Below are 26,374 nucleotides of genomic sequence, written 5' to 3'. Positions count from 1 at the left end.
GGTTGTTTGAATCATCCTGCCGATGTCAGGATGGGTCTCCCCCGAGCATCCTCGTAGGAGACCCATGCGCGTCACCTCTGCCGAGTCGACCGAGCTCTTCGCCGGGACCGCCGAGCATCCGCGACAGGTCGTGGCCGCCGAGATCCGGCACGTCCCGGGCCGGACGGTCCGTCTCACCGTCGAGGGCCCGGGCGTCACCGGAGAGGCGTCGGCCACCGCGGGCGAGGACGGCACGGTGCGCGCCGAGATATCCGTGACGAGCGAGCTGACCCCGGGCGAGCAGTGCGAGGTCACCGTCACCGCGACCGACGACGGCGAAGCTTCCCGGCTCACCATCCCCTTCACGGCCGCCGAGCCCGGCTGGACCATGTTCATGGTCAGCCACTTCCACTACGACCCCGTGTGGTGGAACACCCAGGCCGCCTACACCGAGACCTGGGACGTCGCCGACGACCCTGCCTCCACCGGTCTGCCCGCCCGCACCTTCGACTCGCGCGGCCAGTCCGGGATGAGCCTGGTCCGCGCCCACTGCGACCTGGCCCGCCGGGACCCGGCGTACACCTTCGTGCTGGCGGAGGTCGACTACCTCAAGCCGTACTGGGACGCCTTCCCCGAGGAGCGCGCCTTCCTGCGGGAGCTGATCCGCACCGGTCGCGTCGAGATCATGGGCGGCACCTACAACGAGCCCAACACCAACCTCACCGGCGCCGAGGCCACCGTACGCAACGCTCTGTACGGCGACGGGTTCCAGCGCGGGATCATGGGCTCGTCGCCGGAGACGGCCTGGCAGCTGGATGCCTTCGGGCACGATCCGCAGTTCCCGGGGCTGATGGCGGACGCGGGGATCAGCTCCAGCTCGTGGGCGCGCGGGCCGTTCCACCAGTGGGGACCCACTCTGTCGGTCTTCGGCGAGGAGCCTCGCGATCCCGGGCGCATGCAGTTTCCGGCCGAGTTCAGCTGGATCGCCCCGTCGGGGCGCGGGCTGCTGACGGCCTACATGGTCAATCACTACGGCGCCGGCTGGGCGATCGACAACGCGCCCACCCTCCCGGAGGCGGAGGCGGCCGCGTTCAGGCTGTTCAAGGGCCTCAAGAAGGTCGCGCTCACGCGCAATGTGCTGCTTCCGGTGGGCGGGGACTACGCGCCGCCGTGCCGCTGGGTGATGGCCATCCACCGCGACTGGAACGAGCGGTACGTCTGGCCGCGGTTCATCAGCGGCATCCCCCGCGACTTCTTCGCCGCCGTACGCGCCCAGCTCGACGCCGAGGGCCGCAAGGCCTCCCCGCAGACACGGGACATGAACCCCGTCTACACCGGCAAGGACGTCTCCTACATCGACACCAAGCAGGCCCAGCGCTACGGCGAGACACTGCTCGCCGACGCGGAGGCCTGGGCGACGCTCGCCTCGCTGGTCACCGGGCATCCGTATCCCGACGCGGCGCTCGACAAGGCCTGGCGGCAGCTGATCTACGGCGCCCACCACGACGCCATCACGGGCTCCGAGTCCGATCAGGTCTACATCGACCTGATGACGGGCTGGCGCGAGCTGTACGACCTGGCCGAGACCGTGCACGCCGACGCGACCCAGGCCCTGGCCGACCAGGTCACCCCGGGCGACGGCGCCGACCTGGTCGTCTTCAACCCGGCGACCTGGGAGCGGACGGATGTACTGACGGTCGACGACCCGGGTCTGGTGCCCCTCGGCCTCCCCGCCGTCCGCGAGAACAGCCAACTCCACGTCGTCGTGCGCGAGTTGCCGGGCATGGGCCTCAAGGCGCTCCCGCTCGGCGAGGGCCCGGTCCCCGAATGGGAACCCGGCGAGGGCATGACGATCCGCAACGAGTTCTACGAGGTGACGGTCGACCCTTCGCGCGGCGGCGGCGTCAGCAGCCTGCGCGCCCTCGGCGGGGGCGGCCGGGAGCTGCTGCGCGCCGGGGACATCGGCAATGAGCTCGTCGTGCAGGAGGAGTACCCGAGGCACCCGCGTTTCGGCGAGGGGCCCTGGCATCTCACGCCGACGGGCACCACGGTGGCACGCGGCGGAAGTGTGACAGCTTCCGTGGAAGTGACACATTCTCCGGCGGGGTCCCGGCTCACCGTCCGCGGCGACCTCGGCCTGTTCACGTACACCCAGCGGCTGACCCTCTGGACGGGCGTCGACCGTCTGGACGTGACCACCACCATCGACGGCTACGACGGCGCGGACCGGCTGATCCGCGTGCGCTGGCCCTCCGACGTGCAGGGCGGGCTGCCGGTGCACGAGGTGGCGGACGCGGTGATCGGGCGCGGGTTCGGGTTCGTCGACGTGGACAGCGAGCAGTTCCCGTGGACGCTGGACAACCCGGCCAACACCTGGTTCGGGCTGGGCTCGACGGCCCGGGTCGAACTGCGGGACGACACAGGGGAGTTGATCGGGCAGCGGTCCATCGGGGTCGCCGAACTCGTCTACGCCTCCTGGGACGAGGCCGGTGAGCTGGGCACCCCGCTCGCCGCCGCCCTCGTCCGCACCGGGGTCACGGCCACCTCCACCATCGCCGGCGGTCCGCGCTACGGCGACCTGGAGGTCGACTCCAACCTCCCCGACATCCGCATCGCCGTCGGCGGCCCGGACCGCAACTCCGTCGTCGCCGAGGCGCTCGGCTGGGACCCGGCCGCCGGACGCGAACTGCAGCGGCAGCTCACCGAGGGCGATGTGGCGGCGGTCTGGGTCGCGCCGCGTGCCTCGCTCCGCGAGGAGTGGGTGCCCGGAGCCGATCTGCGCGACCTCGAACGACTGCCGCTGCTGGTGGTCGCGGGCGCCGACGCCGAGGGCGATGCGAAGGCGGTCGACGCGCTGATCGCCGACCTGGACGACGCGACCGTCACGGCCACGGCGGCGGGCGGCGGCGAGGCGCTGCCGCCCGGCGACGCCTGGGACGGGCGCGGCTTCGCCGTCCTCAACCGGGGCACCCCGGGCTGTGTCGTCACCTCCTCCGGCGACCTCTACATGTCGCTGATGCGCTCCTGCACGGGCTGGCCGTCCGGCATCTGGGTCGACCCGCCCCGCCGCACGGCCCCCGACGGCTCGGCGTTCCAACTCCAACGCTGGTCCCACACCTTCGAGTACGCGGTGGTCGGCGGCGAGGGAGACTGGCGGGAGCAGCAACTCCCACGCGTCGGCCATGAGTTCAACCACCCCCTCACCGGGCGAATACGCGGCCACGCGGAACCCCCCTCCCTGCCACGGGAGTTGGCCCTGCTCACCCTGGAGCCCGCGGGCGAGGTCCTGCTCGACGCCCTCAAGCCCGCGGGGTCGCCACTCGCCCGCGGAAGCGTGGCGCCGACCGACCCCGGGCGCGGGGTCGCCGTACGGATGCACGAGGTGAACGGACGTCCGGTGCGGGCCCGAATACGCGGGCCGAAGGAGTGGCTGCGGGGCACCCGGGCGGACGTCCTGGAGACGCCCGGAGAAGCGCTGGCACCCGACGGACAGGGGGCGCTGGCCGTCGCCCTGACCGGCTTCGAGGTGGCAACGCTCCTCGCCACTCCGCCCGAGAGCACCCGACCGCCGTACACCCCCGGAGTAGCCGCCCACGAGCCCGCGCAACCGATCCCCACCCGCTACTGGCTGCACAACTCCGGCCCGGCACCCCGCGGCAACATGCCGGTGACCGCCTACGTCTCACCGACCGTACTCACCGCCTCCGACGGCCCGGTCACCGCGACGGTCCGCATCGCCTCGGAACTGACCGACGCGCCCGTCTCCGGCACCGTGGCCATCGGCGTCCCGCCCGGCTGGCGGGCCGAGCCCGCCGAAGTGCCGTACGCACTGGGCCCGGGCGGCTTCACGCTCTCCGAGGTCACAGTGACGCCACCCGATCAGGCCCCACCCGGTCGGCACTGGCTGACCGCCCGTCTGTCCTACGAGGAGCAGACGTACGAGGATGTCGTGGCGCTCGACGTTCCGGGCGAGCGCCACGCAGCACCAACTCTCTCCGCCGCTCTGGGAGTTGAGCAGATCAGCGTACGCAGGGGCGAACGATCCCGCGTCCCGGTACGACTGCACAACAGCACCCTCGGCCCGGTCAACGGCACCCTGTGGACCGTGTCCTCCTGGCACACCTGGGGAGGCGTCGACCCGGCCTGCCAGGGCTTCACCGTCGCCCCCGGGGAACACCTGGACGTCTTCGTCGACGTGGACGGCAGCGCAATCGAGCCCGGCTCGTACTGGCTGATGGCAAAGCTCGCCTGGCACGGCCGGGTCGCCTACACGGAAGCAGTAGTGCTGGAGGTGACACCATGACGGAACACGCGGCCGTAGTAGGAGGCAAGCCTGTCCCGAAGGACCGGGTGGCCGCTTTCATGGATACGGTCCCGGCAGCGCCCCAAAGGGGCGCGGGGAACTGCGCGACCAGCCACGAAGGCGCCGCACTCGCCAACGGACACAACGAGGCACTATCGGCCCGCGTACAGCGCCAACGGCGCCGCTGGGCCACCCAAGTGGTCGTCGCCGACGAACTCGCCCGCCGAGCCTGCGAAGAGCGGGGCCTGGCACCACCGGAAGAGGTGTCCCCGACCCAGGTACTGGAAGTCGCAGGCACCGACGTCGCAGACATGGGCAGCATCGTCGCCGCGGCACTGGCCCACTCCCCGGCCGCGCGGGCCCTGCTCGCCGAGCTGGAGCAGCAGCAGGACGTCCCCGAGGCCGCTGTACGGGACTACTACGACCGCAACCGTGACCGCTACCTCACCCCGGACGCACTACGGCGCGGAGTGGACCCCTTCAGCCGGACGGCACACGCGGACTTCCTGCCGTACGAGCAGGCCCGCGAACGCATCGCGCGCGAGCTCACGCAGGCCGCAGGCCGCCGCGCCTTCTTCGACTGGTTCGACCAGGCACGCGCCGGAGTGGTGTACGCGGCCGGCCACGAGCACCCCGGCGACCCCTCCCACCCGGACCACGAACACCGCCACTGATCACGGGCGGAACCTAAACGCAACACGGCAACCCATTGACCTCCGATGAATTCTGGTCCACCTTTTCATCAATCGGAGTCGAAGTTGGTTGATTGAACCAGCCACTCGGCTGATCCCTGGAGGGTGGACATGCGCGCTGGAAGACTGACCGCATCCGTGGCGGGAATCATCGCCCTGACGCTCACGGCGGCCGGCTGCGGCCTGTCCGGCGGTTCCTCCGGCGGTGACTCGACCGCCGGGGGCTGCAAGGTGGACAAGGGCAACGTCGGCTCCGGGAAGCTGACGGGTGACGTCAAGGGCCAGATCACCTTCCAGACGACCAACTTGAAGAAAGACTTCGGGGACTTCTTCAACGGCGTGATCAAGTCCTTCGAGAAGGCCCACCCCGGCGCCGAGGTCAAGTGGATCGACGATCCGGGCGACAACACGTTCACCCAGCGCACGGTCGCCGACGCCCAGGCCTGCACCCTGCCCGACGTGCTCAACCTCAACGCCGAGACGGCCACCGCCCTCACCAAGGCCGGCTACCTGCTCAACCTGAGTACCAAGGACCCGGACGTAGCCAAGCCCTTCGTCCCGGCGTTCTGGAAGTCCAGCACCTTCAAGGACGCCTCGGGCTCGGCGATCCACACCACGCTCCCCTGGTACACCGGCGGCGTCCTGCTGACGTACAACAAGGACCTGCTGGAGAAGGCCGGGGTCGACCCGGCGAAGCCGCCGACGACCATGTTCGGGCTGTTCGCCGACTACGAGAAGATCGCCAAGGCGGCCAAGGGCAAGTACTACGCGACGATGGCCAATCCGGTCTGGCGGATCCCGGCGGACTTCGACCAGATGAACATCAAGACGCTCTCCGCCGACGGCAAGTCCGCGGTCTTCGCCAATGATCCGAGGACTACCCAGTGGGTGGCGTGGATGGCGAAGCTGTACAAGGAGGGCGCGATGCCGAAGGACTCGCTGTCCTCCAGCAACGACCCCTCCACGCTGTACAGCCAGGGCAAGGTCGCCTACGGCTCGACGAACCCGAGCTTCGTGCGGTTCGTGAAGCAGAACAGCCCGTCGGTCTACGACAAGACGGCCGTCGGCCAGCAGCCCTTCGACGCGCTCGGTCACACCACGGCCGCCCCGCAGTACATCTCGGTCGCCGCGACCAGCAAGCATGCGCCGGTGGCGCTGGCGTTCGGCGAGTACCTCACCAACGCCGAGAACCAGACGGCCTGGTGCAAGGACCCCAACGTCGTCATCTTCCCGACGACCACGGCCTCGCTGAACGACCCGTTCTTCCAGAAGGTCACCGGCAGCGACCCCTTCTCCCAGGCCCGCAAGCTCGTCGCCGAGCAGCTGAAGACCGCCACCGCCTACCAGACGAATCTCTCCCCGGCCGTGCAGAACGCGCTCGTGGCGCAGGTGCAGCTCGCCATGCAGGGCAAGAAGAGCCCGGCACAGGCCGTCAAGGACGCCCAGTCCAAGGCCAACGAGCTGCTGAAGCAGGCGGGCTGAGCGTGGCGACCGAGACCGCGAAGCCGGTGTCCGTGCCCGGTACGGAGCGCACCGCCTCCGTGCCGGGCCCGGCCCCGTCCCGTATCCGCCGCATCACCCGGGCGCTGCTGCCCGGCCCCGCTCCGGGCGCCAACGGGGCGGCGCTGTACCGCCGTTGGTGGCTGCCCTGGCTGTGGACCGCCCCCGCGATCGTCTGCGCGGTGGTCTTCGGCGTGTTCCCGTTCCTCAACACAGTCCTGCTGTCGTTCACGAACGCCAGGCCGCTCGGCGGCGCCGCGAGCTTCGTCGGTCTGGACAACTACACCCGGATGCTGGGCGATTCGGACTTCTGGCTGGCGACCCGCAACAGCCTCCTCTACGCGGTGATCGTCGTACCCCTGATGGTGCTGCTGCCGCTGATGCTGGCCGTCCTGGTGGAGAAGAACCTCCCCGGCATCGGCTTCTTCCGCTCCGCCTTCTACACCCCCGTCCTCGCCTCCAGCGTGGTCGTCGGCCTGAGCTGGCAGTGGCTGCTGGCGGACGACGGACTGGTCAACACCTGGCTGCAGAAAGCCCACTTGATCAAGTCGGCCGTCCCCTTCCTGTCCGACTCCTGGCTGATCCTGTTCTCAGCGATGGGCCTGACGCTGTGGAAGGGCCTCGGCTGGTACATGATCTTCTACCTGGCCGCGCTGGGGAACGTGCCCAAGGAACTGCACGAGGCGGCGCAGATGGACGGCGCCGGCGCGGTCCGCCGTTTCTGGCACATCACCATGCCGGGCGTACGGCAGGCCATGATGCTGGTCGGCACGCTCACCGGCATCGGCTCGCTGCGCGTCTTCACCGAGATCTACATGCTGGGCAGCTCCACCGGCGGCCCCGGCGGCGCCGACCGCACCCTGCCCTTCTACATCCGGGACGTCGGCCTGGACCCGCTCACCGGCAACGCCGGTTACGGCTCGGCCGTCAGCGTCGCGCTGTTCGCACTGACCCTCGGCCTGACCCTGCTGGCGCAGCGCCTGACGAAGGAGGACGAGGCATGACGACCGCAGTGGACAGGCCCCGGCGCCTGCTGCCGCGCTGGCGCGACTACGGCCGCCCCCGTGAACTCGTCGTCCGCTACCTGCTGTTGCTCTTCGTGCTGGGCATCACGGTCGGCCCGCTGGTCTGGCAGCTCCTGGCCTCGCTGAAGAGCACGAGCGAGGACGTCTTCGGCGCGAACGCCTCGCTCCTGCCCCATCACCCGACGCTGCGGGCCTACCGACAGGTCTTCGACCAGGTCCCGGTGGCCACGTACATCCGCAACAGCGCGATCGTCGTGATCCTGTCGATAGCCAGCCAGCTCGTCTTCTCCACCATGGCCGGTTACATGCTCTCCAAGCCCGGCTGGAAGGGCCGCAAGGCGGTCTGGGTGGTGCTGGTCGCCTCCATGATGTTCCCCTTCGAGTCGATCATGGTGTCGCTGTTCCTGAGCATCCGCGACCTGGGCCTGGTCGACAACCTGGCGGGCGTGTGGCTGCCCGGCTTCGTCGGCGCCATCAACGTCCTGCTGATGCGCGGCGCGTTCCTGGCCGTCCCGCGCGAGATCGAGGACTCGGCGATGCTCGACGGAGCGGGCGAGTGGCAGCGCTTCCGCTATCTGTATCTGCCCTCCGCCTGGGGCGCGATCATGGTGGTCACCATCAACACCTTCATCAGCGCCTGGGACGACTTCCTCTGGCCGCTGATCGTGCTCCGCTCGGAGAGCCATATGACGCTGACGCTGGGCCTGTCCCGGCTGCAGAGCTCGTCGTTCGGCTACGACCAGCGGGTGGTGATGGCCGGTTCGGTGATCTCCGTCATCCCGGTGCTGGTGCTGTTCGTGATCACCCAGCGCTGGTTCTACAAGGGCGTCTCCTCGGGAGCCGTCAAACTCTGAGATCCAGCACGGCGGGTACGGCGGTGAGCGCGGCCCGCGCGGACTCGGCGACCCGGATCTCCACGGTCCTGGTCCCGGCGAGTCGGTCCCTGTCGAGCGGCAAGGTGACCGAACGGCACTCGCCGGGCACCAGGTCGACACCCTCGAACGCAAACAGTTCGAGGGTGCGCGGCCATGTGGGCGTGATCAGCCGCCGCAGATAGACCTGCACGACCGTACGCCCCTGCCGCTCACCGGTGTTGGTGACGTCGACCGTGACGCTGTGCCCGTCCGTGCTCGGCGGGCCGTACGCGAAGCCCGTGTACGACAGCCCGTGCCCGAAGGAGTGCAGCGGCTCGGCGCTCTCGTCCACGTAGCCGCCGTACTCGGTGTCCTTGTGGTTGTAGTGGACGGGGAGTTGGGCCGCCGAGCGGGGGACGGAGACGGGGAGCCGGCCGGAGGGTTCGGCGTGCCCGAGGAGCACCTCGGCGATGGCGTCGCCGCCCCATGGGCCCGGGTACCAGGCGGTGAGCACGGCCGCGGCCGTGTCGGGTACGACATGCGGGCGTCCCTGCAGCAGCACGACCACGGTCGGCGTGCCGGTCGCGACGACGGCGTCCAGCAGCACGTACTGGGCCGCGCCCAGCCGCAGCCCGGCGAGATCGACGCCCTCACCGCAGGTCATCTCGGAAACCGCCGACAGCGCGGCCCCGTTGGCGGCGAAGTCCGTCCCGGGCGTACGGGCGCTGCTGCCGCCCAGCACGAGCACGGCGAGGTCGGAGGCGGCGGCCGCGGCGATCGCCTCGGGGATGCCGGACAGATCGTCGCCGGTGAGGGCGCAGCCGCGGGCGTGCCGGATGTCGGTGCCGGGCGGGGCGAGTTTGCGCAGCCCGTCGAGCACGCCGGTGCCGGTGCCGGGGCGCTGAGGGGCGGTGTAGTCGCCCAACTGATGGGCGGCGGTGGCGGATTGGGGTCCGAGGACGGCGATACGGGAGACAGTCGGCGCGATGGGGAGGGTGCGGTCGCTGTTGCGGAGGAGGGTGACCGAGGCCCGGGCAAGGTCGGTGCTCAGGGTGCGGCCTTGCTCGGGCGAGGGCAACTCGCCCCCGCCGTAGGGCCGTTCGAACAGACCGAGCCGGAATTTGAGGCGCAGGACACGGGCGACGGCGGCGTCGAGGACGGACTCCTCGACGAGCCCACGCTCCACAGCGGCCTCCAAGTGCGTGAAGCCCTCGTCCCAAAGGCTCAGATCCACCCCGGAGTTGAGGGCGAGGGCACCCGCGGAGGCCTTGTCGCCGGTGATCCGGGCCAGGCGGTCCACGGCGAGACCGTCGGCCATGACGAGCCCGCCGAAGCCCCAGTGCTCCCGCAACAGCCCGGTGAGCAGGGGCCTGTTGCCCGAGCAGGGCATGCCGTCGACCTCGTTGTACGCGGCCATGACGGCGGCGGCCCGGGCGCGGACGCCCGCGCGGGCGGCGAGCAGATGGATCTCGTGGAGTTCACGGAGCCCGAGTTCGGACTCGGCGGAGTTGCGGCCGCCGACGGTGGCGCCCTGCCCGGCGAAGTGCTTGAGGACTACGGGAGCCTTGTCGGCGGCGAAGAACTCGGCGGGTTCCCCCTGCATACCGCGCACGAGTGCCTCCGTCAGACGGGCGGCGAGGTACGGGTCCTCGCCGAAGCACTCCTCGGTGCGGCCCCAGCGGGGGTCACGGACGATGTCGAGGGCCGAGACCAGGGCCAAGTGGCCGCCACGGGCGCGCAGTTCGGCGGCGGCGTGCGCGGCGGCGCGCTCGTACAGCTCGGGGTCCCAGGTGGCGCCGACGGCCAGATTGACGGGGAGGACCGTGCCGCCCAGGGCCATGTGGCCGTGCGGCACCTCCTCGACGAACAGCGCGGGGATGCCGAGCCGGCTGCTTCGTATGACATGGCGTTGCACCAGCTCGGCGAGGGCTGCACTGTCGTGGGCGCCGGGCCCGTTGGTGTGGTCGACGCCGGACCAGGCGTCGGCGCGCATCAGCCCGTAGAGGGCGCCGAGTCCCCCGAAGCGGTCGGTCTCGGCGTACAGGGCGTCGGTGAGTTCGTAGCCGCCGTCGGGGGTGCGGCGGTAGGCGTCCCAGCCGTACATCCGCTGGTTGAGCTGGCCGGCCTTCTCCCGGAGGGTCATACGGGAGAGGAGGTCGCGGACGCGGGCGTCGAGGGGGGCGGCGGGGTCGCGGTAGGTCGTCACAGTCGGCGTCCGGATTCGAGTCGGGCGAGGGCCACGGCGCCCCGGCAGCCGTCCGCCACCCAGTCCAGGGTCAGGCCGAGCGTCCGGAGGCGGGGCGCCAGGCCTGCGGTCAGGGGGCCGTCGGGGCCGAGCAGGCCTCCGGTGGCCACGATGCGTTCGCCCGGGCGGGGGTCCAACGCCGCAACGGTGTGGGCGAGTTGGTCCACCGCTTCGTCGAGGATCGCCTGCGCCACGGGGTCCTTGTCACGGGCCGCCTCGGCCACGAGCGGGGCGAACCGGGCGAGCCGGGTCGGCGGTTCGGCCATGACGACGGGGAGCAGGTGCATGCGGTAGGCCTCGCGGTCGGTGCGGGACCACTCGGGGGCGCCGGGGCTTTCGTACGACACCTCGGAGGTCCGGGAACCGAGGCCCGGCAACACCTCCTGCGGCAACCCCAACGCCTGCCCCACCGCCTCCACCAGCACCGTCGCCCCGCCTCTCCCGTCGGCCATGCGCAACGCGGCCCGTACGGCCTCCCGCCCGATCCAGAAGCCGCTGCCGTCGTCGCCGAGGAGCCAGCCGTCGCCGTCGACGGTGGCCCTACAGCGGCGGTCGGTGATGCGCATGGCGACGGCGCCGGTGCCGGCCACCAGGGCGAGACCGTCCGCCGGGGCGCCGGGGGCGGAGGCGAACGCGGCCTCGATGTCACTGCCGACGGCGATCGAGTCGGCGCCGATGCCCAGTCGGCGCAGGGCGGCGGTGAGCGCGGTCAGGGCGTTGAGGCGGCCGGGGTCGTCCTCGTCGGCGCCCGTGGCGCCGGCGAAACCGCCGCCCACGGCGACGACATGCCTCCGCGCAGCCTCCGGCACCGCCCCGGCGACGGCCTCGGCGAGGTGGTCGGTGAGCTGGGGCAGCGGGACGGTGAGCGCATTGCCGGGACCGGCGGCGCCCTCGCCGAGGAGGCGGCCGTCCGCGGCGGTGGCGAGGACGGCCCGGGTACGGGTGCCGCCGGCATCGAGGCCGACCACCAGCTCCGGACCCGGACCGGCCGCCGATCCACCGGAAGCTTGGTTCAAATCACTATTCATTACCGACCATGGTGGTTGATACATTCAGCGAGGACAAGCCCCCGGCCCACGAGGGTCGGCGACCCGAGGAGGATCCCATTCCCACGCTCCGCTTCGGCGTCAACTACACGCCCCGCCGCGGCTGGTTCCACGCCTGGCACGACTTCGACCCGCAGCACGCCCGCGAGGACCTCGCCCAGATAGCCGGTCTCGGCCTGGACCACATCCGGGTCTTCCACCTCTGGCCCCTGCTCCAGCCCAACCGCACCCTCATCCGCACCGCCGCCGTGGACCAGCTGGTGCAGCTCGTCGACCTGGCGGCCGAGGCCGGCCTCGACGTCATGGTGGACGGCGTGCAGGGCCATCTGTCCAGCTTCGACTTCTACCCGGAGTGGACCCGCAGCTGGCACCACCGCAACGTCTTCACCGACCCGGAGGCCGTCGAGGCGCAGGCGGAGCTGCTGCGCACGCTCGGCCGCGCCCTCGCCGACCGCCCGAACCTCATCGGCCTGCAGCTCGGCAACGAGCTCAACAACCTGGTCGAGCACAACCCGGTGACGGCGGCCGAGGTCGACCACTACCTCGACACGCTGCTGACGGCCGCCCGCGAGGGCCTGCGCCCCAACCAGCTGGCCACGCACTCCGCCTACGACGCCGCCTGGTACGGCGACGACCACCCGTTCACGCCGGAGGCCTCGGCCCGCAAGGGCGACGTGACGACCGTCCACCCATGGGTGTTCTCCGCCGACTGCGCCCGCCGCTACGGCCCCGCCTCCTTCGAGGTGCAGCACCTCGCCGAGTACGGCACGGAACTGGCGAAGGCATACGCCGACGATCCGTCCCGTCCGGTCTGGGTCCAGGAGACAGGCGCCCCCGAGCCACACATCCCGGCGCCCGAAGCCCCGCACTTCGCCCGCGCCACCATCCTCAACGCGGCCGACTGCACAGGCCTTTGGGGCATGACCTGGTGGTGCTCCCACGACGTGGCCCGCTCCCTGGCCGACTACCCGGAACTGGAGTACACCTTGGGCCTGTTCGACGCGACGGGCCGCGCCAAGCCGATCGCCGAGGCCCTGGCGGAAACGGTCGCCGAGCTGCGCGCGAAGCCCACCTCCCCCCAACCGCGCGACACCGCCTTGGTGTTGGACTGCACGCCGTCGACCCGTTCCGTATCCGGCCCAGGCGGCGAGTACTTCGAGGAGTGGATGCGGCGGCGCAAGCAGGGCGAGCGCCCGGCGGTGGTACTGGCGGAACGGACAGACGACAGTGGGTACTTGGCTGCGCGGGGAATCATGCAGACCGTACGCCTTTAGGGGCGCGGGGAACTGCGCGACAAGCCCCCACAAACCCGCAGCCGATTCACCGACCCAAAATCTCCGCCACAGCCCGCAAATTGACCCTCCCCCGGCCATAGGAACACAAGTCCCCACCCTCCGGCAGCCCGGTATCCACCCGCACCGCATCCGGCCGCCGGGCCAACAAGGCATCCCGGAACCGCGCCTGCCAGGCATACAGCCCGGCATCGCAAGTGGCCACAACCAACGGCGAGCCGGCGGCCATCCGCAGGATCCCATCGACAAGAGCAGCCGGCTCCGCCGGCTCCCCGCTCACCGCCGTACCGCTCGCCGAGGGGTCGACGGACCGCAGTTCGGTCAGCAGGTCCTCACCGCCCCAGTTGAGGGCGGGATGCGGCGGCGGGAACAGGTCGACGACATGGGCCCCGCGTACGGCACCCGGCAGGACCCCGCTGCGCACGGCACGCCGCGCCGCCTCCAGCCCGGCCCCGGCGTCCCAGGCGGCCACCACCCCGGCGGGGGTCGCATACCGCCCCGCGAGCCGCCGGACCCGCCCGGCCGCCTCCCACACCCGCTCCTCGGACAGCCGCCCGGAGTCCACCGCGTCGAGCACCTCGTCCCGGCAGGCCAGCGTGACCTCCAGGTCCGGTACGGCGACGATGACCTGGTCCGCGCCCGCCGCGAGGGCTATGCGGGCGCCGGCCGCCTCGCCGTAGCGGTCGGCGATGGCCTTCATCTCCAGGGCGTCGCTGACCAGGACGCCGTCGAAGCCGATTTCGTGGCGGAGCAGGTCGCCCAGGATGCGGCGGCTGAGGGTGGCGGGGCGGTTGGCGTCCAGCGCCGGGTAGACGACGTGCGCGCTCATCAGCATCGGCACGCCCGCGGCGACGGCCGCGCGGAACGGTTCGAGGTCGGCGCGGAGTTCGTCGTACGGCCGCGGGTCGACGGCGAGGTCGTGGTGGCTGTCGGTCTCGGTGCCGCCGTGGCCGGGGAAGTGCTTGGCGCAGGAGGCGATGGAGCGGGCCTCGGTGGCGGTGATCCAGGCGTGCAGATGGCGGGCGGCGAGCTCGGGGTCGGCGCCGAAGGAGCGGGTGCGCACGATCGGGTTGTCCGGCCGGCGCTGGAGGTCGGCGACGGGGGCGTACGAGGCGGTGATGCCGAGGGTGGCCAGGTGGCCGGCGAGGGCGTCGGCGCAGCGGGCGGTGAGGTTCGGGTCGTCGGCGACTCCGAGGGCGTAGGAGCCGGGGACCTCGGGGGCGCCCGCGCCGACCAGGTGGCCGATGCCGCCGCCCTCGTTGTCGATGGCCACCAGCAGGTCGGGGCGGATCGCCCGCAGTGCGTCGGTGAGCTCCCGGACCTGCTCCGCGTCCCGCACGTTCCGGGTGAACAGGATGACGCCGCCCAGGCCGCGGTCGATGAGCCGCTTGAGGGTGTCGGGGAAGGCCGTCGTGCCCTCGAAGCCCGCGACGAGACAGCGGTGGACCGCCTCGTCCAGGTCGGAGGAGACGGAGGACAGGGCCGGGCCCACGGACAAGTGCTCGAAGGTCACTCCTGGATTGTTCTGGCTAATTCATCCGAAAGTCAACACTTCACTGGATGAATGATTCATCACCAGGCAGCCGTCGACCAGGCAGCCGTCGCCCGCCCGCCCGCACCCCGTCGGCTCCCGGACACCACGCCGTCACGCCAGGCGGGAACGGTTCCGCCGTCCCCTCCTGGCTCGCCCCGTATCCGTCTGCCCGCGCACCGCTCCCCGCCGCCCGGGCGTGACGTGGAAGGACGACGTGCGCCGTGTCCCTGCTCCCGCTCGACGACGCCCCTGAAGCCCTCCGCTCCCCTGTTCCCGCGCCGGCTTCCCCCGTCTCCCCCGCTTCCCCCGCCACCCCCACCACCCTCGTCCGCCTCCGCCGCGCCCTGGCCCTGCTCCCCCTGCTCCTGATCGGCGCCTGGGCGGCGGTCGACTGGCGGACCGTGTACGACGGCACCGCCCGGCTGGGTTCGGCCGACCCCTGGTGGCTGCTGCTAGCGCTGTTCTTCAGCTGCCTGGGCTGGCTGTCCGCCCCCTGCATCCGGCAGGGCGCGCTGCCGGAGCGGCTTCCGGCTGGGCTGCTGATCGCCTCGCAGTTCGCCGCCGGCTACGCCAACCACGTACTCCCGGCGAGCATCGGCGCCCATGCCGTCACCCTGCGCTTCCTGCAGGGCCGCGGCATACCCCTGGCCCGGGCCACCGCCTCACTCGCCCTGTATTCGGCGGTCAAGCCGATCGCGAAGACTCTGGTGCTGCTCGTCTTCCTGGTGGCCTTCCCCGACCTGCTGCTGACCGGCGAACTCGTGCCGGACCGGCGGACCTCGCTCCTGATCGCCGGAGCCGTGACGCTCGCCCTCGCCGGCACGGCCCTGCTCGTGACGACCGTACGGCCGCTGCGGCGCCCTCTCCTCGACGCCCTGCGCTGCGCCCTCACCGACGTACGACTGCTGCACACCCGGCCGGCGAGGATCCTCGCCCTGTGGGGCGGGGCGGCCGTTGCCCCGCTGATCCAGTCGAGCGTGATCTTCGCGGTCGGGGCGGCGCTCGGCCTGTCGTTGTCCTGGGTACAGGTCGCGTTCGCGTTCCTGGCCGCGAGTACGGCGATGGGTGCCGTGCCCGCGCCGGGCGGCATCGGCCCCGTGGATGCGGCCGTCGTGTTCGCGATGGTCGCGCTCGGAGCGCCCGTGGACCTGTCGGCGACCGCCGTCATCGGCTACCGGGTCCTGACGGTCTGGCTGCCTCTGCTGCCGGGCGCACTGGTGCTGTCGGCGCTGGTGCAGCGGAAGGTGCTGTGAAGGCACCGTCGGGCTTCGGCCGTTCTGCATGTGACATGCGGATGTCCGACTGGTCAAACGTACGGGGTGACAGCGCGGACGCTCCTGTCAGGCACATATCCAGCCGACCCGGGAGAAGAGCTCTGACCTGCACGTTTCCCTGCGGTGACGGCCTCGGCCCGGCGCGACGAGCAGATGTCGTACCGACAGTTGAGACGGAAACGACGCCTTCCGGCCGGATCCGGTCTGGCGCAATGCCGTACGACCGTCATACCCGAAGTGACATCAACCAGTCACTCTGCGCTTCTGTGTGTGTGAAATCCGCGCACAAAGCGAGGAGTTCCCGTGCTGAGACGTGACGCCTTCCGGCTGCCCCGGCATCCGGCATCGGTCGCCGACGCCCGGCGCCGGGTACGGGAGCACCTGAGCGCATGGGGTCACAAGGCCGACGGCGAGCTCACTGAGGAAACGGTACTGCTGGTTTCCGAGCTCGCAGCGAACGTGGTCCGCCACGGGCCCGTGCGAGATCAGGAGTTCGAGATCGCGGTGACGGTGCTGGCGGACGACGCGTGCTTCATCGAGGTCTCCGACGACAGCCCGGCCCCGCCCGTCCCGCAGTCCCTCCGCTCCTGGGAGAAGGAGAGCGGCCGCGGCCTGCGCCTGGTCGACGCCCTCGCCCGGACCTGGGGAGTCCACCATCGCGGCCCGGACGGCAAGACCGTGTGGGCCCTGGTGACCTCCGGACCTCCATAGCCGTATCCCCAGCCGTATGCCCGCAGTTCCGAACAGGATTCGGCTCCCCGCCGCCCGACAAGTCCGCACAACCGAAGGGCCACACCATCAAGTCCCACCGCCCCGCCCTCGTGATCGCATTCTTCGACGTGGACGAAGCACTGCTCACCACCCCCGTCCGGTACGACTTCCTCCGCTATCGGCTCGGCGAGTCCCAATACGCCTACGAGGCCGACCAGTTGGGCGCCCTGACCGCACTCGGCATCGACCCTCCCGACCTGCTGCGGGCGTACTACCGCCTCTACACGGGAACCCTGCTGACCGAACTGATGGAACAAGGCCGCCACTGGTACGAGGAAGTCCGCGCCGGCCGCCGCATAGGCCCCCCGTTCATCACCCAGACCCTGACCGCACTGCGCGCCCACCAGGCTGCCGGGCACCTCACCGCCCTGGTCTCCGAGGCATTCGCGCCCTGCCTGGCCCCGCTGCGGGGCGACTTGGGCGCCGACCTCGTCGTCTCCACCGATCCCGTCCTGAACGCCGAGGGCCGCCTCACCGGCGAGGTGCGCCACCCGATGACGGCGGCGGCCAAGGCCCGGGCCGTCGTCCGTGCCGCGGCCGAGCACTGCGCGGACCTGCGGGACTGCTTCGGCTACGGCACCCGCACCGACGGCCTCGGCGTGCTCGCCCCGGTCGGCAACCCGACCGTCGTCGACGCCCGTACCGCCCAGGTGTCCCTGGTGTAGTGGCCCGGCCCACCGCCCCGCACAGGCAACCCACGGCGCCGAGCCCCCCTCTACAGGGATGACGCGGGCAGAGGGAGAGGACGGAAAGTGCGGAACCGGGAGACGGCGGCGGCCGTGCCCAGGGAAGGGGCGCGGATCGGCCGGATCGGCCGCTATCCGCTGCGGTGGCACAACGCGCTGCTGGCCCTGTGGACGGTCGTCTGGTTCTTCGTGGCCGAGCGCCACGGAGCCGTGTCCTGGCACTATCTGAGAACCGGACAGCAACTGCTGTTCCACCAGATCCCCGGCGGCGGCCTCGCCCTCTACGCCGACCACCCCGAGCTGCAGATCGGCCCGGTCAGCTTCCTGGTCGCCGGGCTGTTCGCGCCGTTCCCCGTCGAACTCGGCGAGAAGCTCGCCGACGCGTTCATGTCCGGCCTGGGGCTGTACATGCTGGTGCTGGTCGGCCGCGCCGCCGCCGACCACTACCGGGGCACGGGGCTCAACCACAAACGTCTCCAGCAGCGCGTACTGATCGCCGGGGCGGCCTTCATCCCCATGTGGGTGGAGGTCGCGGTGCGTTTCGCGCATCTCGACGACGTCCTGGCGCTGTTCTTCACCACTCTCGCCGTACGCGCGCTGGTCCGCGGCAACGCCACGGCCGTGGGCGTCTTCCTGGCCCTGGCGGTGGACTCCAAACCCTGGGCGGTCGGCTTCCTGCCCCTGCTCCTGGCGCTGCCGCGCCCCGCCCGTCTGCGCTCCGCCGCCTGGGCCGTCGGCCTCGTGGCCGTGGCTTGGCTGCCCTTCTACCTCACCCACGTGGACACCCTGGCGGCGGCCCACTTCACGATCCCCAACCAACCCGCCTCATCCCTGCGCTGGTTCGGCGTCCATGACGCCGCGACGCCCTGGTGGGACCGCCCCGCCCAGATGGCCCTCGGCATCGCCCTGGGCGCCCTGGCCGTCCGCCGGAACCGCTGGCCGGCGGTCGTGCTGCTCGCCGCCGACGCCCGTATCGTCCTGGATCCGAGCGTGTACACGTACTACAACGCCTCGGTCCTCCTGGGCACCCTGATCTGGGACTCCATCGGCCAGCGCCGCCTGGTCCCCTGGGTCAGCTGGCTCGCCCTCATCTCCCTCTACGGCAGCGCGCTCCTCGTCCCCTCGGCGTCGACCCAGGGCTTCATCCGCCTGGCCTTCGCCGTGGGCTCCGCCGCCTACGTCCTCTTCTGGCCCCAGCGCCCGCCCCGCGGCAAGCGCACCACCAACGCCCCGATGCGCACTCACGGAAGCGGTAGCTCCGCACGGACAGAGGGCAGAACGGCAGCTAGGCGGACACCGAACGCCCGCCTCAACACCGTTACGGAGGTGCCGACTTGACCGTCATCGTCGGCCTGGTCCACCGCAAGCGAGTACATCTCGCCGGAGACTCCGCAGGCAGTGACGACTATCGGCTCACCATCTGCCGCGACCCCAAGGTGTTCACCAGCGGACCGTATGTCCTCGGGTTCACCTCCTCCTTCCGCATGGGGCAGTTGCTGCACTACGCCCTTGAGCCTCCGCACCCGGAAGGTGACCTCTACCGCTTCATGGCCACCACGTTCGTCAACGCGGTCCGCAACTGCCTCAAGGACGGCGGCTGGGCACGCAAGGAGTCCGAACAGGAACAGGCCGGCACCTTCCTGGTGGGCATTCACGGCCGGCTCTTCGCCATCCACGGCGACTACCAGGTCGCTGAACCGGCCGACGCATACGCCGCAGTCGGCTGTGGCGACGAGTACGCCCTCGGCGCCCTCCACGCCACCGCCGACCTCGGCATGAGGCCACGCAAGCGCCTCGGCGCCGCCCTGCGAGCAGCCGACCACCACAGTGGCGCTGTCGCCGCCCCCTACACGTACGTCAAGACTGCGGACTGACGGGCCTTCCCCGGCGTCCCGCACCCTTGCGACGCGATCTCCGCCTCATCCGGAGCGTCGTTGTGAACCGCTCAGGCTTCGTCGGTCGTCAGCCTCAGCGAGATGCTGTTGATGCAGTACCGCTGATCCGTCGGCGTGGGGTACCCCTCGCCCTCGAACACATGCCCAAGATGCGACCCGCAGCGCGCACACCGCACCTCGGTGCGCACCATCCCGTGCGAACGGTCCTGGATCAGCTCCACGGCCTCGGAGTCCTTCGGGTCGTAGAAGGACGGCCAGCCGCAGTGCGACTCGAACTTCGTGGTGGAGGTGAAGAGTTCGGCGCCGCAGGCGCGGCAGGAGTACACGCCCTTGGCCTTCGTGTCGGTGTACTCACCCGTGAACGCCGGCTCCGTGGCGGCCTGCCGCAGAACCGCGTACTCGGCCGGGGTCAGCTCCGCACGCCACTGCTCGTCCGGCTTGTCGACGTCGTACGACATGAAGCTCAGCCCCTTTACTTCGCGAGACGGTCCAGGATGCGCGGTCCGAGGTCCGTGACGTCGCCCGCGCCCATGGTGAGAACGAGATCGCCCGCCTTCGCCATTCCCGCCACGACCTCCGGCACCTCCGCCTTGTCGCGGACCGGCGTCACGTCCGCCCCCGCGGCGCGCGCCGCCTCGATGATCAGCTCGCTGGTCACACCGGGGATCGGGTCCTCACGGGCCGGATAGATGTCGAGGACGACCGACGCGTCCGCCAGCGCCAGCGACTGCCCCATCTCCTTGCCGAGCTCCTGCGTACGGGAGAACAGATGCGGCTGGAAGACGACCAGGATCCGGGACTCACCCGCCGCGGCGCGCATCGCCTCCAGGTCGGCGGTCATCTCCGTCGGGTGGTGGGCGTAGGAGTCGATCACCTGCACCCCGGCCGCCTCGCCCTTGAGCTGCAGCCGACGCTTTACGCCGGTGTAGGCGCCGAGCGCGGCCGCCAGTTCGTCGGCGGGCACCCCCAGAGCGACACCGGCGGCGAGAGCGGCGACGGCGTTGTGCGCGTAGTGCCGCCCCGGGACGGAGACGGTGAAGATGAGTCCCTCGCCCCCCATCACCACGGTGACCTCGCTCTTCAGCCCCTGGGCCCGCACGGCCAGCACCCGCACGTCGGCGTCCTCGGCCTCGCCGTACGTCACCGTCTTCACCGACCCCGACACCCGCCGGGTCAGCTCCCGTGCGCCCTCGTGATCCGCGTTGATCACCAGCGTGCCACCCGGCACGATCCGTCCGGCGAACGTCTCGAAGGACTCGTAGATCTCGTCCATGGAGGCGTAGTTGGCGTGGTGGTCGAGCTCGACGTTGAGGACGATCGCGACCTCGGGCGCGTACTTGTGGAAGCTGCGGTCCGATTCATCCGCCTCGGCGACGAAGATCTCGCCCTCACCGTGCAGGGCGTTGGAGCCGGGGGCGTCCAGGTCGCCGCCGATCGCGTACGACGGGTTCAGGCCGAGCTCGCTCAGCGACACCGCCAGCATCGAGGTCGTGGTGGTCTTGCCGTGCGTACCGGCGACGGCGATCGGCCGCAGGCCGTCCATCAGCGCGGCGAGGGCGTCGGACCGGTGCACCACCGGAATGCCCAGCTCGGCCGCGCGGGCCAGCTCCGGGTTGTCCTTGCGGATCGCCGACGACACGACCACACAGCTGGCGTCGTCGGCGAGGTGCTCCGCCGCATGCCCGATGTGCACGGTCACACCCAGCGCCCGCAGCGCCTCGGCAGTGGCGGACTCCTTCGCGTCACTGCCCGCCACCTTGGCCCCACGCTGAGCGAGAATCTTCGCAATACCCGACATCCCGGCGCCGCCGATGCCGATGAAGTGCGGTCGGTCCATGGCGGAGGGAAGGCCGGGTGCCATGCGTTGTCTCCCTGTACGTACAGATACGGCGGACATTCAGCGCCCCAGCCTATTGCCTACCGCGACTGCACCCCCCTAAGGGGCGCGGGGAACTGCGCGACCAGCCCCCACCGACCCGCGCCCGAAGAACTACGCCTTACTGTGCGAGAACAGCTTCAGCACAGGCACACCCACCTTGTGCCGAGCCCGAGAAGCCCAGTCCCGATGAAAGAACTCCTCCACGTAGTGGGGATCGGTGAGCACGATCACCTCATCGGCTTCGATCTCGTCCACGAGAGCCTTCAACGCATCCAACGGATGATCCTCGATCAGCCTCCCCTCGGCCCCGCTCCCAGCAGCCGTCAGCGCCTGCAGCGACACCTCGAGTGCCCGCTCACCGAAATCCTTCGCGGCCGCCCCTTCGGGGACGTCCCGCTCGTGCGCGAATTCGTCCAGCTCACCGAGCGCAACGTCGTCGATGGCCCGCAGCAGGCGGTCCGCCTGGTCGCCGCGGGGCTGAAGGAGGACATGGAAGGAGACCTCCTCGTCCCCGTGCAAGCTGGTGACGAACTCCACGTCTGCGGACGTCAGGGCCTTCTCGATCATCAATACGCTTGTGAACACCGGGCGCCCCTTCTGCGGAAACCATCCTGCCCCGTGGTGTCACGGGGACTGCGAGATTCAGTGTGCCCGCCCCAAGCCAAGCGGAACGGTAGGTTCCGCCGTTTTCGGGACCGGCGGTACCGCTGAACGATTCTCAGGACCGCTGGTAGCGGGTGAAGAGAAACCCCTCCTCCTCCAGCAGTGACGCGAGCACGAAGCGTTGCGGAACCGCGACCGACGGCCCGCCCGCGATGCGCTGCGCGTCGCCGGCGGTGAGCATCGGGGAGACGGTGAGGCAGAGCTCGTCGAGCACTCCGGCGGCCACGAGTTGGCCGAGCAGCCGGGGGCCGCCCTCCGTCAGCAGCCGGGTGTACCCGAGGTCGCCCAGGGCGCGTACGGCGCGGGCGGGCTCCACGCCGACGCCGTCGCCGGCGATCACCACCCGGGCACCGGCCTTCTCCGCGGCGGCGACCCGGTCGGCGGGCGCCGCGGCGCCCGTGAGGACCAGGGTCGGCACCAGCGGCGAGGTGAACAGCGGAAGGGAGAAGTCCAGGTCGAGGCGGCCGCTGACCACCGCGATCGCCGGCGCCGGCCCCTGTCCGGCCGCCTTCCGCTGCTCCGCGAACTCCGCACGCGCGCGTGCGGGCCGGTACACCTCCTGACGTACCGTTTCCGCACCGACGATCACGACGTCCGCCAGCGCCCGCAGCGTGCCGAAGATTCGCATGTCGGCCGCGCTGGAGATCGGCTGCGACCGGCCCTCGTGCTGGGCGGCCCCGTCGAGCGTGGACACCATGTTCGCCCGCAGCCACGGGACGGGCCGTCCACCGGCGGTGGGCCCGGGGTAGGCATAGGCGGCGGCGAGCTCGGCGAGGCTCCACTCGCGGTGGGTCACTGTCTCGTCGGTCACAGGGAACAGGCGTCGCATGTCGTGCAGTGTGGCACGGCCCTTAGCATGGGGAACCGTGTCGTCCTCCCCTTCCGCCCCCGGCCTCAGCCCGATAGCCGACGCGGCCCCGCTGTCCCTGTGCGCCCGTGCGCCGCACGTCCCCGCGGACCGCCTGGTCGCCGAGATGGTGCCGCCGCCGCGCTTCGACTCGGTCCGCTTCAGCACCTACATACCGGACCCGAACCAGCCCAGCCAGACCGAGGCCGTCCGGGTCCTCGAGGGCTTCGCGGGCGGGCTCGGCGGGGCGCACGCCGTGGGCGGCGGAAAGCGCGGCTTCTTCGGCTTCGGGAAGCCCAAGGCGCCGAAGACCCCGGCAGGCCCCCGAGGCGTCTACCTCGACGGCGGTTACGGCGTCGGCAAGACGCATCTGCTCGCCTCCCTCTGGCACGCCACCCCGGCTGAGCCCGCGCTCAAGGCGTTCGGCACGTTCGTCGAGCTCACCAACCTGGTCGGCGCCCTCGGCTTCCAGCAGACCGTGCAGACCCTCAGCGGCCACCGGCTGCTGTGCATCGACGAGTTCGAGCTCGACGACCCCGGCGACACCGTCCTCGTATCGACCCTTCTCGGCAAGCTCGTCGACGCCGGTGTGGCCCTTGCAGCCACCTCCAACACCCTCCCCGGCAAGCTCGGCGAGGGCCGTTTCGCGGCGGCCGACTTCCTGCGCGAGATCCAGGGCCTGTCCGCCCGCTTCCGCCCCCTGCGCATCGACGGCGAGGACTACCGCCACCGCGGGCTGCCCGAGGCGCCTGCGCCCTTCTCGGACGAGCTGGTGACGAAGGCCGCGTACGCCATCGCGGGCGCCTCGCTCGACGACTTCCCGCACCTCCTCGACCACCTCGCCAAGGTCCACCCCAGCCGGTACGGCGCGCTGACCGACGGCCTGAAGGCGGTCTGCCTCACCGACGTCCGCCCGGTCCCCGACCAGTCGACGGCCCTGCGGCTCGTGGTGCTCGCGGACCGGCTCTACGACCGTGAGGTGCCGGTCCTGGCCTCCGGAATGCCCTTCGACCGGCTGTTCAGCGAGGAGATGCTGAACGGCGGCTACCGCAAGAAGTACTTCCGGGCGATCTCCCGGCTCACAGCGCTGGCGCGGGACGGCAAGCGACTCGCCGAGATCGACTAGTTCACGCCACCCCACCAGCGCATTTCAGGCTCTCTTCAGCTGGAAACGTTCAGTTAACCCTGCAAACAACTTTGCACGGCTAACCTGTCTCTTGACCAGTCATTGACCAGCAGCTGACCCGTCATTGATCAGCGGTTGAGCTGTCGTTGGTACGTACAAGAGGTGTGAACCACCTGGAGGGGGGCGCATGTTCCGCATCACGACGATCCGGACCGCGGTGGCGTTCCTCGCCGCCGTCCTGCTCGCCCTCCAGTTCTTCGCACCGACCGGATCCTTCGCACCCGCGCACACGATCCGTCAGGTAGAGGCCAAGGCCCAGCCCGGAATCAAACTGTCCGGCAAGGCTCTGCGCAATGAAACGGTCACGCACCGCCACTGCGGTCACGAGGACCCGACCGGTCCCCTGCGCCCCCGCGACCGGCACCGCGCCGCCGACTGCACACCCGAGGGTCCCGAGCGCGCACTGCTGGTCCAGGACCCGGCGGCCGCTCAAGAACCGGCCGTATCCCGGGCTTCCCGGACGTCGAGACCCTCGACATCCCACTCTCCGGCAGCACTTCAGGTCTTCCGCTGCTGACAGCAGAGCAGTTTTCCCCCACACCTGTCCTGCCCCACCCCACACCGACGCGCCATTGCGGCGCGCCAGGAGGAGTCACCACATCATGCAGCCCCTCATCGACAACGCCCGTACGTTCGGACAACGCCCTGAGGAGTTCGCCAAACTCGCCGAAGGCCAGTCCCCGCAGGTGCTGTTCATCACCTGCTCCGACTCCAGGGTCGTCCCGGCCCTGATCACGGGCGCCCGCCCCGGCCAGCTCTTCGAGCTGCGCACCGCGGGCAACATCGTCCCGCCGTTCGCCTCCGAACACCCCACCAGCGAGGCGGCCACCATCGAGTACGCCGTGGAGGTGCTCGGCGTCCGCGACATCGTCGTCTGCGGCCACTCGCACTGCGGCGCCGTCGGCGCCCTCGTCCGCGGCGACGACCTGACCGCCGTACCGGCCGTGCGCGACTGGCTCGCGCATGCCACGCCGCGCCCGGCGGGCGCGGTCGAGGACCCGGCCGTGACGCAGGGCGTGCAGAGCCACGTCCTGACACAGCTGCTGCGGCTGCGCTCGTACCCGTACATCGAGAAGAAGCTGAAGGAACGTCAACTGTCCCTGCACGCCTGGTTCTACGAGGTCCACACCGGCGCCGTCCAGGCGCACGACCCGCAGACCGACGCCTTCAAGGCCCTGTGAGCGCCGCGATGATGACTGTGATATCGCGGAACCCTCATCTGCGGCAGGACTTCGCCGCCTCCCTGGTCGTCTTCCTGGTCGCGCTCCCGCTCTGCGTGGGCGTGGCCGTCGCCTCCGGTGTCCCGGCCGAACTCGGCCTGGTCACCGGCATCGTGGGCGGGCTCGTCACCGGCTTCATGCGCGGCAGCAGCCTGCAGGTCTCCGGACCCGCGGCGGGTCTGACCGTGCTGGTCTTCGAGGCCGTGCAGGAGTTCGGGCTGCCGGCCCTCGGCGTGGTCGTCCTGGCCACCGGCGCCCTCCAGATCCTCATGGGCGCCCTGAAGCTGGGGCGCTACTTCCGGGCCATCTCGGTCTCGGTCGTCGAGGGCATGCTGGCCGGCATCGGACTCGTCCTGATCGCCGGGCAGCTCTACTCGATGGCGGACGCGAAGGCTCCGGCCTCCGGCCTGGAGAAGATAGCCCAGCTGCCCGGCGCGCTGATCGACGCCGTCGGGCAGACGGACGCACTCGCCTCGCTCGCCCTCGGCGCCGGCACCATCGCCGTACTCGTGCTGTGGAAGCGGATGCCGAAGCAGGTGCGTACGGTCCCCGGACCGCTCGCCGCCGTGGGTCTCGCGACCGTCGCCGCCCTGGTGTTCTCGCTGCCGGTCGCCACCGTCGAGGTGCAGGGCCTGCTGGGCTCCGTCCAGCCGCCCCCGCTGAGCGCCTTCGGCGACCTCGCGAACATCGGTCTGCTCGGCACGATCGTCGCCTTCACGCTGATCGCGTCCGCCGAGTCGCTGTTCAGCGCGGCGGCCGTGGACCGGCTGCACGACGGGCCGCGCACCGAGTACGACAAGGAACTGATCGCGCAGGGCGCGGGCAACGCGCTCTGCGGTGTGCTCGGCGCGCTGCCGATGACCGCGGTCATCGTGCGCAGCGCGGCGAACGTCCAGGCGGGCGCCCGAACGAAGGCGTCCCGCGTGCTGCACGGCGTATGGCTGCTGCTGTTCGCCGCCCTGCTGCCGGGCGTGCTCGGCTACATCCCGATCCCGGCCCTCGCGGGCATCCTGGTCTACTCGGGCGCCAAGCTGATCCCCGTACGCGAGATCGTGTCGCTGTGGCGCGAGCACCGCGGCGAAGCGCTGATCCTGGTCGTCACGGCCGTGTCGATCGTCGCGGTCAGCATGTTCGAGGGCGTCCTGATCGGCCTGGCTCTCGCCGTCGTCAAGACCGCCTGGGAGGCCTCGCACCTCAAGATGGAGGTCGTCGACAAGGGCGCCGGCCCCGTCCAGGCGTATCTCTCGGGCAACGCGACCTTCCTGCGGCTGCCGAAGATCCTCGACAGTCTTGAGGCGCTGCCCCAGGACCGCCCGGTCGAGCTGGACCTGTCCGGGCTGCACCACCTCGACCACGCCTGCCGTACGGCACTGGAGAACTGGGCCGAGCGGCACAGCGCGGTCGGCACGGAACCGGTGCGGGTCACCGAACCGGTGCGGGTCACGGCCGCGTAGCACACCGGTGGCTGGTCCCGGGTCCATCG

22 protein-coding genes are annotated in these 26,374 nt (G+C 70.9%); 15 read left to right on the top strand and 7 right to left on the bottom strand.

Annotated elements, in window-relative coordinates:
* Positions 1-64 precede the first annotated feature (64 nt).
* The 5 genes from P2Q00_RS19115 (at position 65) to P2Q00_RS19095 (ending at position 8,353) form a co-directional block, all read left to right on the top strand.
* Positions 65-4,282: a glycoside hydrolase family 38 N-terminal domain-containing protein gene (locus P2Q00_RS19115; protein ID WP_275773793.1), complete on the top strand. Its 4,218-nt coding sequence runs from the start codon at positions 65-67 to the stop codon at positions 4,280-4,282.
* Positions 4,279-4,956, top strand: coding sequence for a peptidyl-prolyl cis-trans isomerase (locus tag P2Q00_RS19110; RefSeq protein ID WP_275773792.1), 678 nt, complete (start codon positions 4,279-4,281; stop codon positions 4,954-4,956). Before P2Q00_RS19115 ends, P2Q00_RS19110 begins: the two co-directional genes overlap by 4 nt.
* A 129-nt stretch (positions 4,957-5,085) precedes the next feature.
* Positions 5,086-6,456 (top strand): extracellular solute-binding protein, encoded by a 1,371-nt coding sequence (locus P2Q00_RS19105; RefSeq protein ID WP_275773791.1) that lies wholly within the window; start codon positions 5,086-5,088, stop codon positions 6,454-6,456.
* Between the two features lie 2 nt (positions 6,457-6,458).
* Complete coding sequence (locus tag P2Q00_RS19100) at positions 6,459-7,478, top strand: carbohydrate ABC transporter permease (RefSeq protein WP_425579515.1); 1,020 nt, start codon at positions 6,459-6,461, stop codon at positions 7,476-7,478.
* Positions 7,475-8,353, top strand: a complete 879-nt coding sequence (locus P2Q00_RS19095) for a carbohydrate ABC transporter permease (protein WP_275773790.1) — start codon at positions 7,475-7,477, stop codon at positions 8,351-8,353. The genes P2Q00_RS19100 and P2Q00_RS19095 overlap by 4 nt, the downstream gene beginning before the upstream one ends.
* Here the strand turns inward: P2Q00_RS19095 and P2Q00_RS19090 are convergent.
* Together P2Q00_RS19090 and P2Q00_RS19085 are read right to left on the bottom strand one after the other, a co-directional pair.
* Positions 8,343-10,559 (bottom strand): glycoside hydrolase family 3 N-terminal domain-containing protein, encoded by a 2,217-nt coding sequence (locus P2Q00_RS19090; protein WP_275773789.1) that lies wholly within the window; start codon positions 10,557-10,559, stop codon positions 8,343-8,345. The genes P2Q00_RS19095 and P2Q00_RS19090 overlap by 11 nt on opposite strands.
* Positions 10,556-11,626: an N-acetylglucosamine kinase gene (locus tag P2Q00_RS19085; protein ID WP_425579514.1), complete on the bottom strand. Its 1,071-nt coding sequence runs from the start codon at positions 11,624-11,626 to the stop codon at positions 10,556-10,558. The genes P2Q00_RS19090 and P2Q00_RS19085 overlap by 4 nt, the downstream gene beginning before the upstream one ends.
* 8 nt (positions 11,627-11,634) lie before the next feature.
* Between P2Q00_RS19085 and P2Q00_RS19080 the strand changes: the two genes are divergently transcribed.
* Complete coding sequence (locus tag P2Q00_RS19080) at positions 11,635-12,918, top strand: glycoside hydrolase 5 family protein (protein WP_275773787.1); 1,284 nt, start codon at positions 11,635-11,637, stop codon at positions 12,916-12,918.
* 46 nt (positions 12,919-12,964) lie between these two features.
* On the opposite strand, the gene nagZ is transcribed toward P2Q00_RS19080, so the two are convergent.
* Positions 12,965-14,449 (bottom strand): beta-N-acetylhexosaminidase, encoded by a 1,485-nt coding sequence (nagZ, locus tag P2Q00_RS19075; protein WP_275773786.1) that lies wholly within the window; start codon positions 14,447-14,449, stop codon positions 12,965-12,967.
* Between the two features lie 242 nt (positions 14,450-14,691).
* Between nagZ and P2Q00_RS19070 the strand changes: the two genes are divergently transcribed.
* The 5 genes from P2Q00_RS19070 to P2Q00_RS19050 all read left to right on the top strand — a co-directional run bounded on the left by P2Q00_RS19070 (position 14,692) and on the right by P2Q00_RS19050 (position 19,075).
* A complete protein-coding gene (locus P2Q00_RS19070) occupies positions 14,692-15,723 on the top strand; it encodes a lysylphosphatidylglycerol synthase transmembrane domain-containing protein (protein WP_275773785.1) in 1,032 nt (343 codons plus the stop codon).
* A 324-nt stretch (positions 15,724-16,047) separates the two neighbouring features.
* Positions 16,048-16,455: an ATP-binding protein gene (locus tag P2Q00_RS19065; RefSeq protein ID WP_275773784.1), complete on the top strand. Its 408-nt coding sequence runs from the start codon at positions 16,048-16,050 to the stop codon at positions 16,453-16,455.
* Between the two features lie 110 nt (positions 16,456-16,565).
* Positions 16,566-17,180: a haloacid dehalogenase-like hydrolase gene (locus P2Q00_RS19060; RefSeq protein WP_275773783.1), complete on the top strand. Its 615-nt coding sequence runs from the start codon at positions 16,566-16,568 to the stop codon at positions 17,178-17,180.
* Positions 17,181-17,267: 87 nt separating this feature from the next.
* Positions 17,268-18,539 carry a hypothetical protein gene (locus P2Q00_RS19055; protein ID WP_275773782.1) on the top strand — a complete coding sequence of 424 codons (1,272 nt, stop codon included), beginning with the start codon at positions 17,268-17,270 and terminating at the stop codon, positions 18,537-18,539.
* On the top strand, positions 18,536-19,075 hold the full coding sequence (locus P2Q00_RS19050) for a hypothetical protein (RefSeq protein ID WP_275773781.1): 540 nt from the start codon (positions 18,536-18,538) through the stop codon (positions 19,073-19,075). Before P2Q00_RS19055 ends, P2Q00_RS19050 begins: the two co-directional genes overlap by 4 nt.
* Positions 19,076-19,146: 71 nt before the next feature.
* Here P2Q00_RS19050 and msrB read toward each other — a convergent pair whose 3' ends face one another.
* The 4 genes from msrB to P2Q00_RS19030 form a co-directional block, all read right to left on the bottom strand.
* A complete protein-coding gene (gene msrB / locus P2Q00_RS19045) occupies positions 19,147-19,554 on the bottom strand; it encodes a peptide-methionine (R)-S-oxide reductase MsrB (RefSeq protein WP_275773780.1) in 408 nt (135 codons plus the stop codon).
* A 14-nt stretch (positions 19,555-19,568) separates the two neighbouring features.
* Positions 19,569-20,957 (bottom strand): UDP-N-acetylmuramate--L-alanine ligase, encoded by a 1,389-nt coding sequence (gene murC, locus P2Q00_RS19040; RefSeq protein ID WP_275773779.1) that lies wholly within the window; start codon positions 20,955-20,957, stop codon positions 19,569-19,571.
* A 129-nt stretch (positions 20,958-21,086) separates the two neighbouring features.
* The gene (locus P2Q00_RS19035) at positions 21,087-21,542 is read right to left on the bottom strand and encodes an indole-3-glycerol phosphate synthase (protein WP_275774021.1); all 456 of its coding nucleotides are present in this window, start codon (positions 21,540-21,542) and stop codon (positions 21,087-21,089) included.
* 151 nt (positions 21,543-21,693) lie between these two features.
* Positions 21,694-22,467, bottom strand: a complete 774-nt coding sequence (locus P2Q00_RS19030) for a pyrimidine reductase family protein (RefSeq protein WP_275773778.1) — start codon at positions 22,465-22,467, stop codon at positions 21,694-21,696.
* A gap of 37 nt (positions 22,468-22,504) precedes the next feature.
* Here P2Q00_RS19030 and zapE point away from each other — a divergent pair, with 37 nt between their 5' ends.
* The 4 genes from zapE to P2Q00_RS19010 all read left to right on the top strand — a co-directional run bounded on the left by zapE (position 22,505) and on the right by P2Q00_RS19010 (position 26,345).
* A complete protein-coding gene (gene zapE / locus P2Q00_RS19025) occupies positions 22,505-23,611 on the top strand; it encodes a cell division protein ZapE (protein WP_275773777.1) in 1,107 nt (368 codons plus the stop codon).
* Between the two features lie 187 nt (positions 23,612-23,798).
* Entirely contained in the window at positions 23,799-24,188 is a 390-nt protein-coding gene (locus P2Q00_RS19020; RefSeq protein ID WP_275773776.1) for a hypothetical protein, read from the top strand.
* A gap of 85 nt (positions 24,189-24,273) precedes the next feature.
* A complete protein-coding gene (locus tag P2Q00_RS19015; RefSeq protein ID WP_275773775.1) occupies positions 24,274-24,852 on the top strand; it encodes a carbonic anhydrase in 579 nt (192 codons plus the stop codon).
* Between the two features lie 8 nt (positions 24,853-24,860).
* A complete protein-coding gene (locus P2Q00_RS19010; RefSeq protein WP_275773774.1) occupies positions 24,861-26,345 on the top strand; it encodes a SulP family inorganic anion transporter in 1,485 nt (494 codons plus the stop codon).
* The last annotated feature ends 29 nt before the right edge of the window (positions 26,346-26,374 follow it).

Source organism: Streptomyces coacervatus (assembly GCF_029223485.1).
Lineage (GTDB): Bacteria > Actinomycetota > Actinomycetes > Streptomycetales > Streptomycetaceae > Streptomyces > Streptomyces coacervatus.
This window is presented reverse-complemented; position numbering and strand designations above follow the sequence as displayed.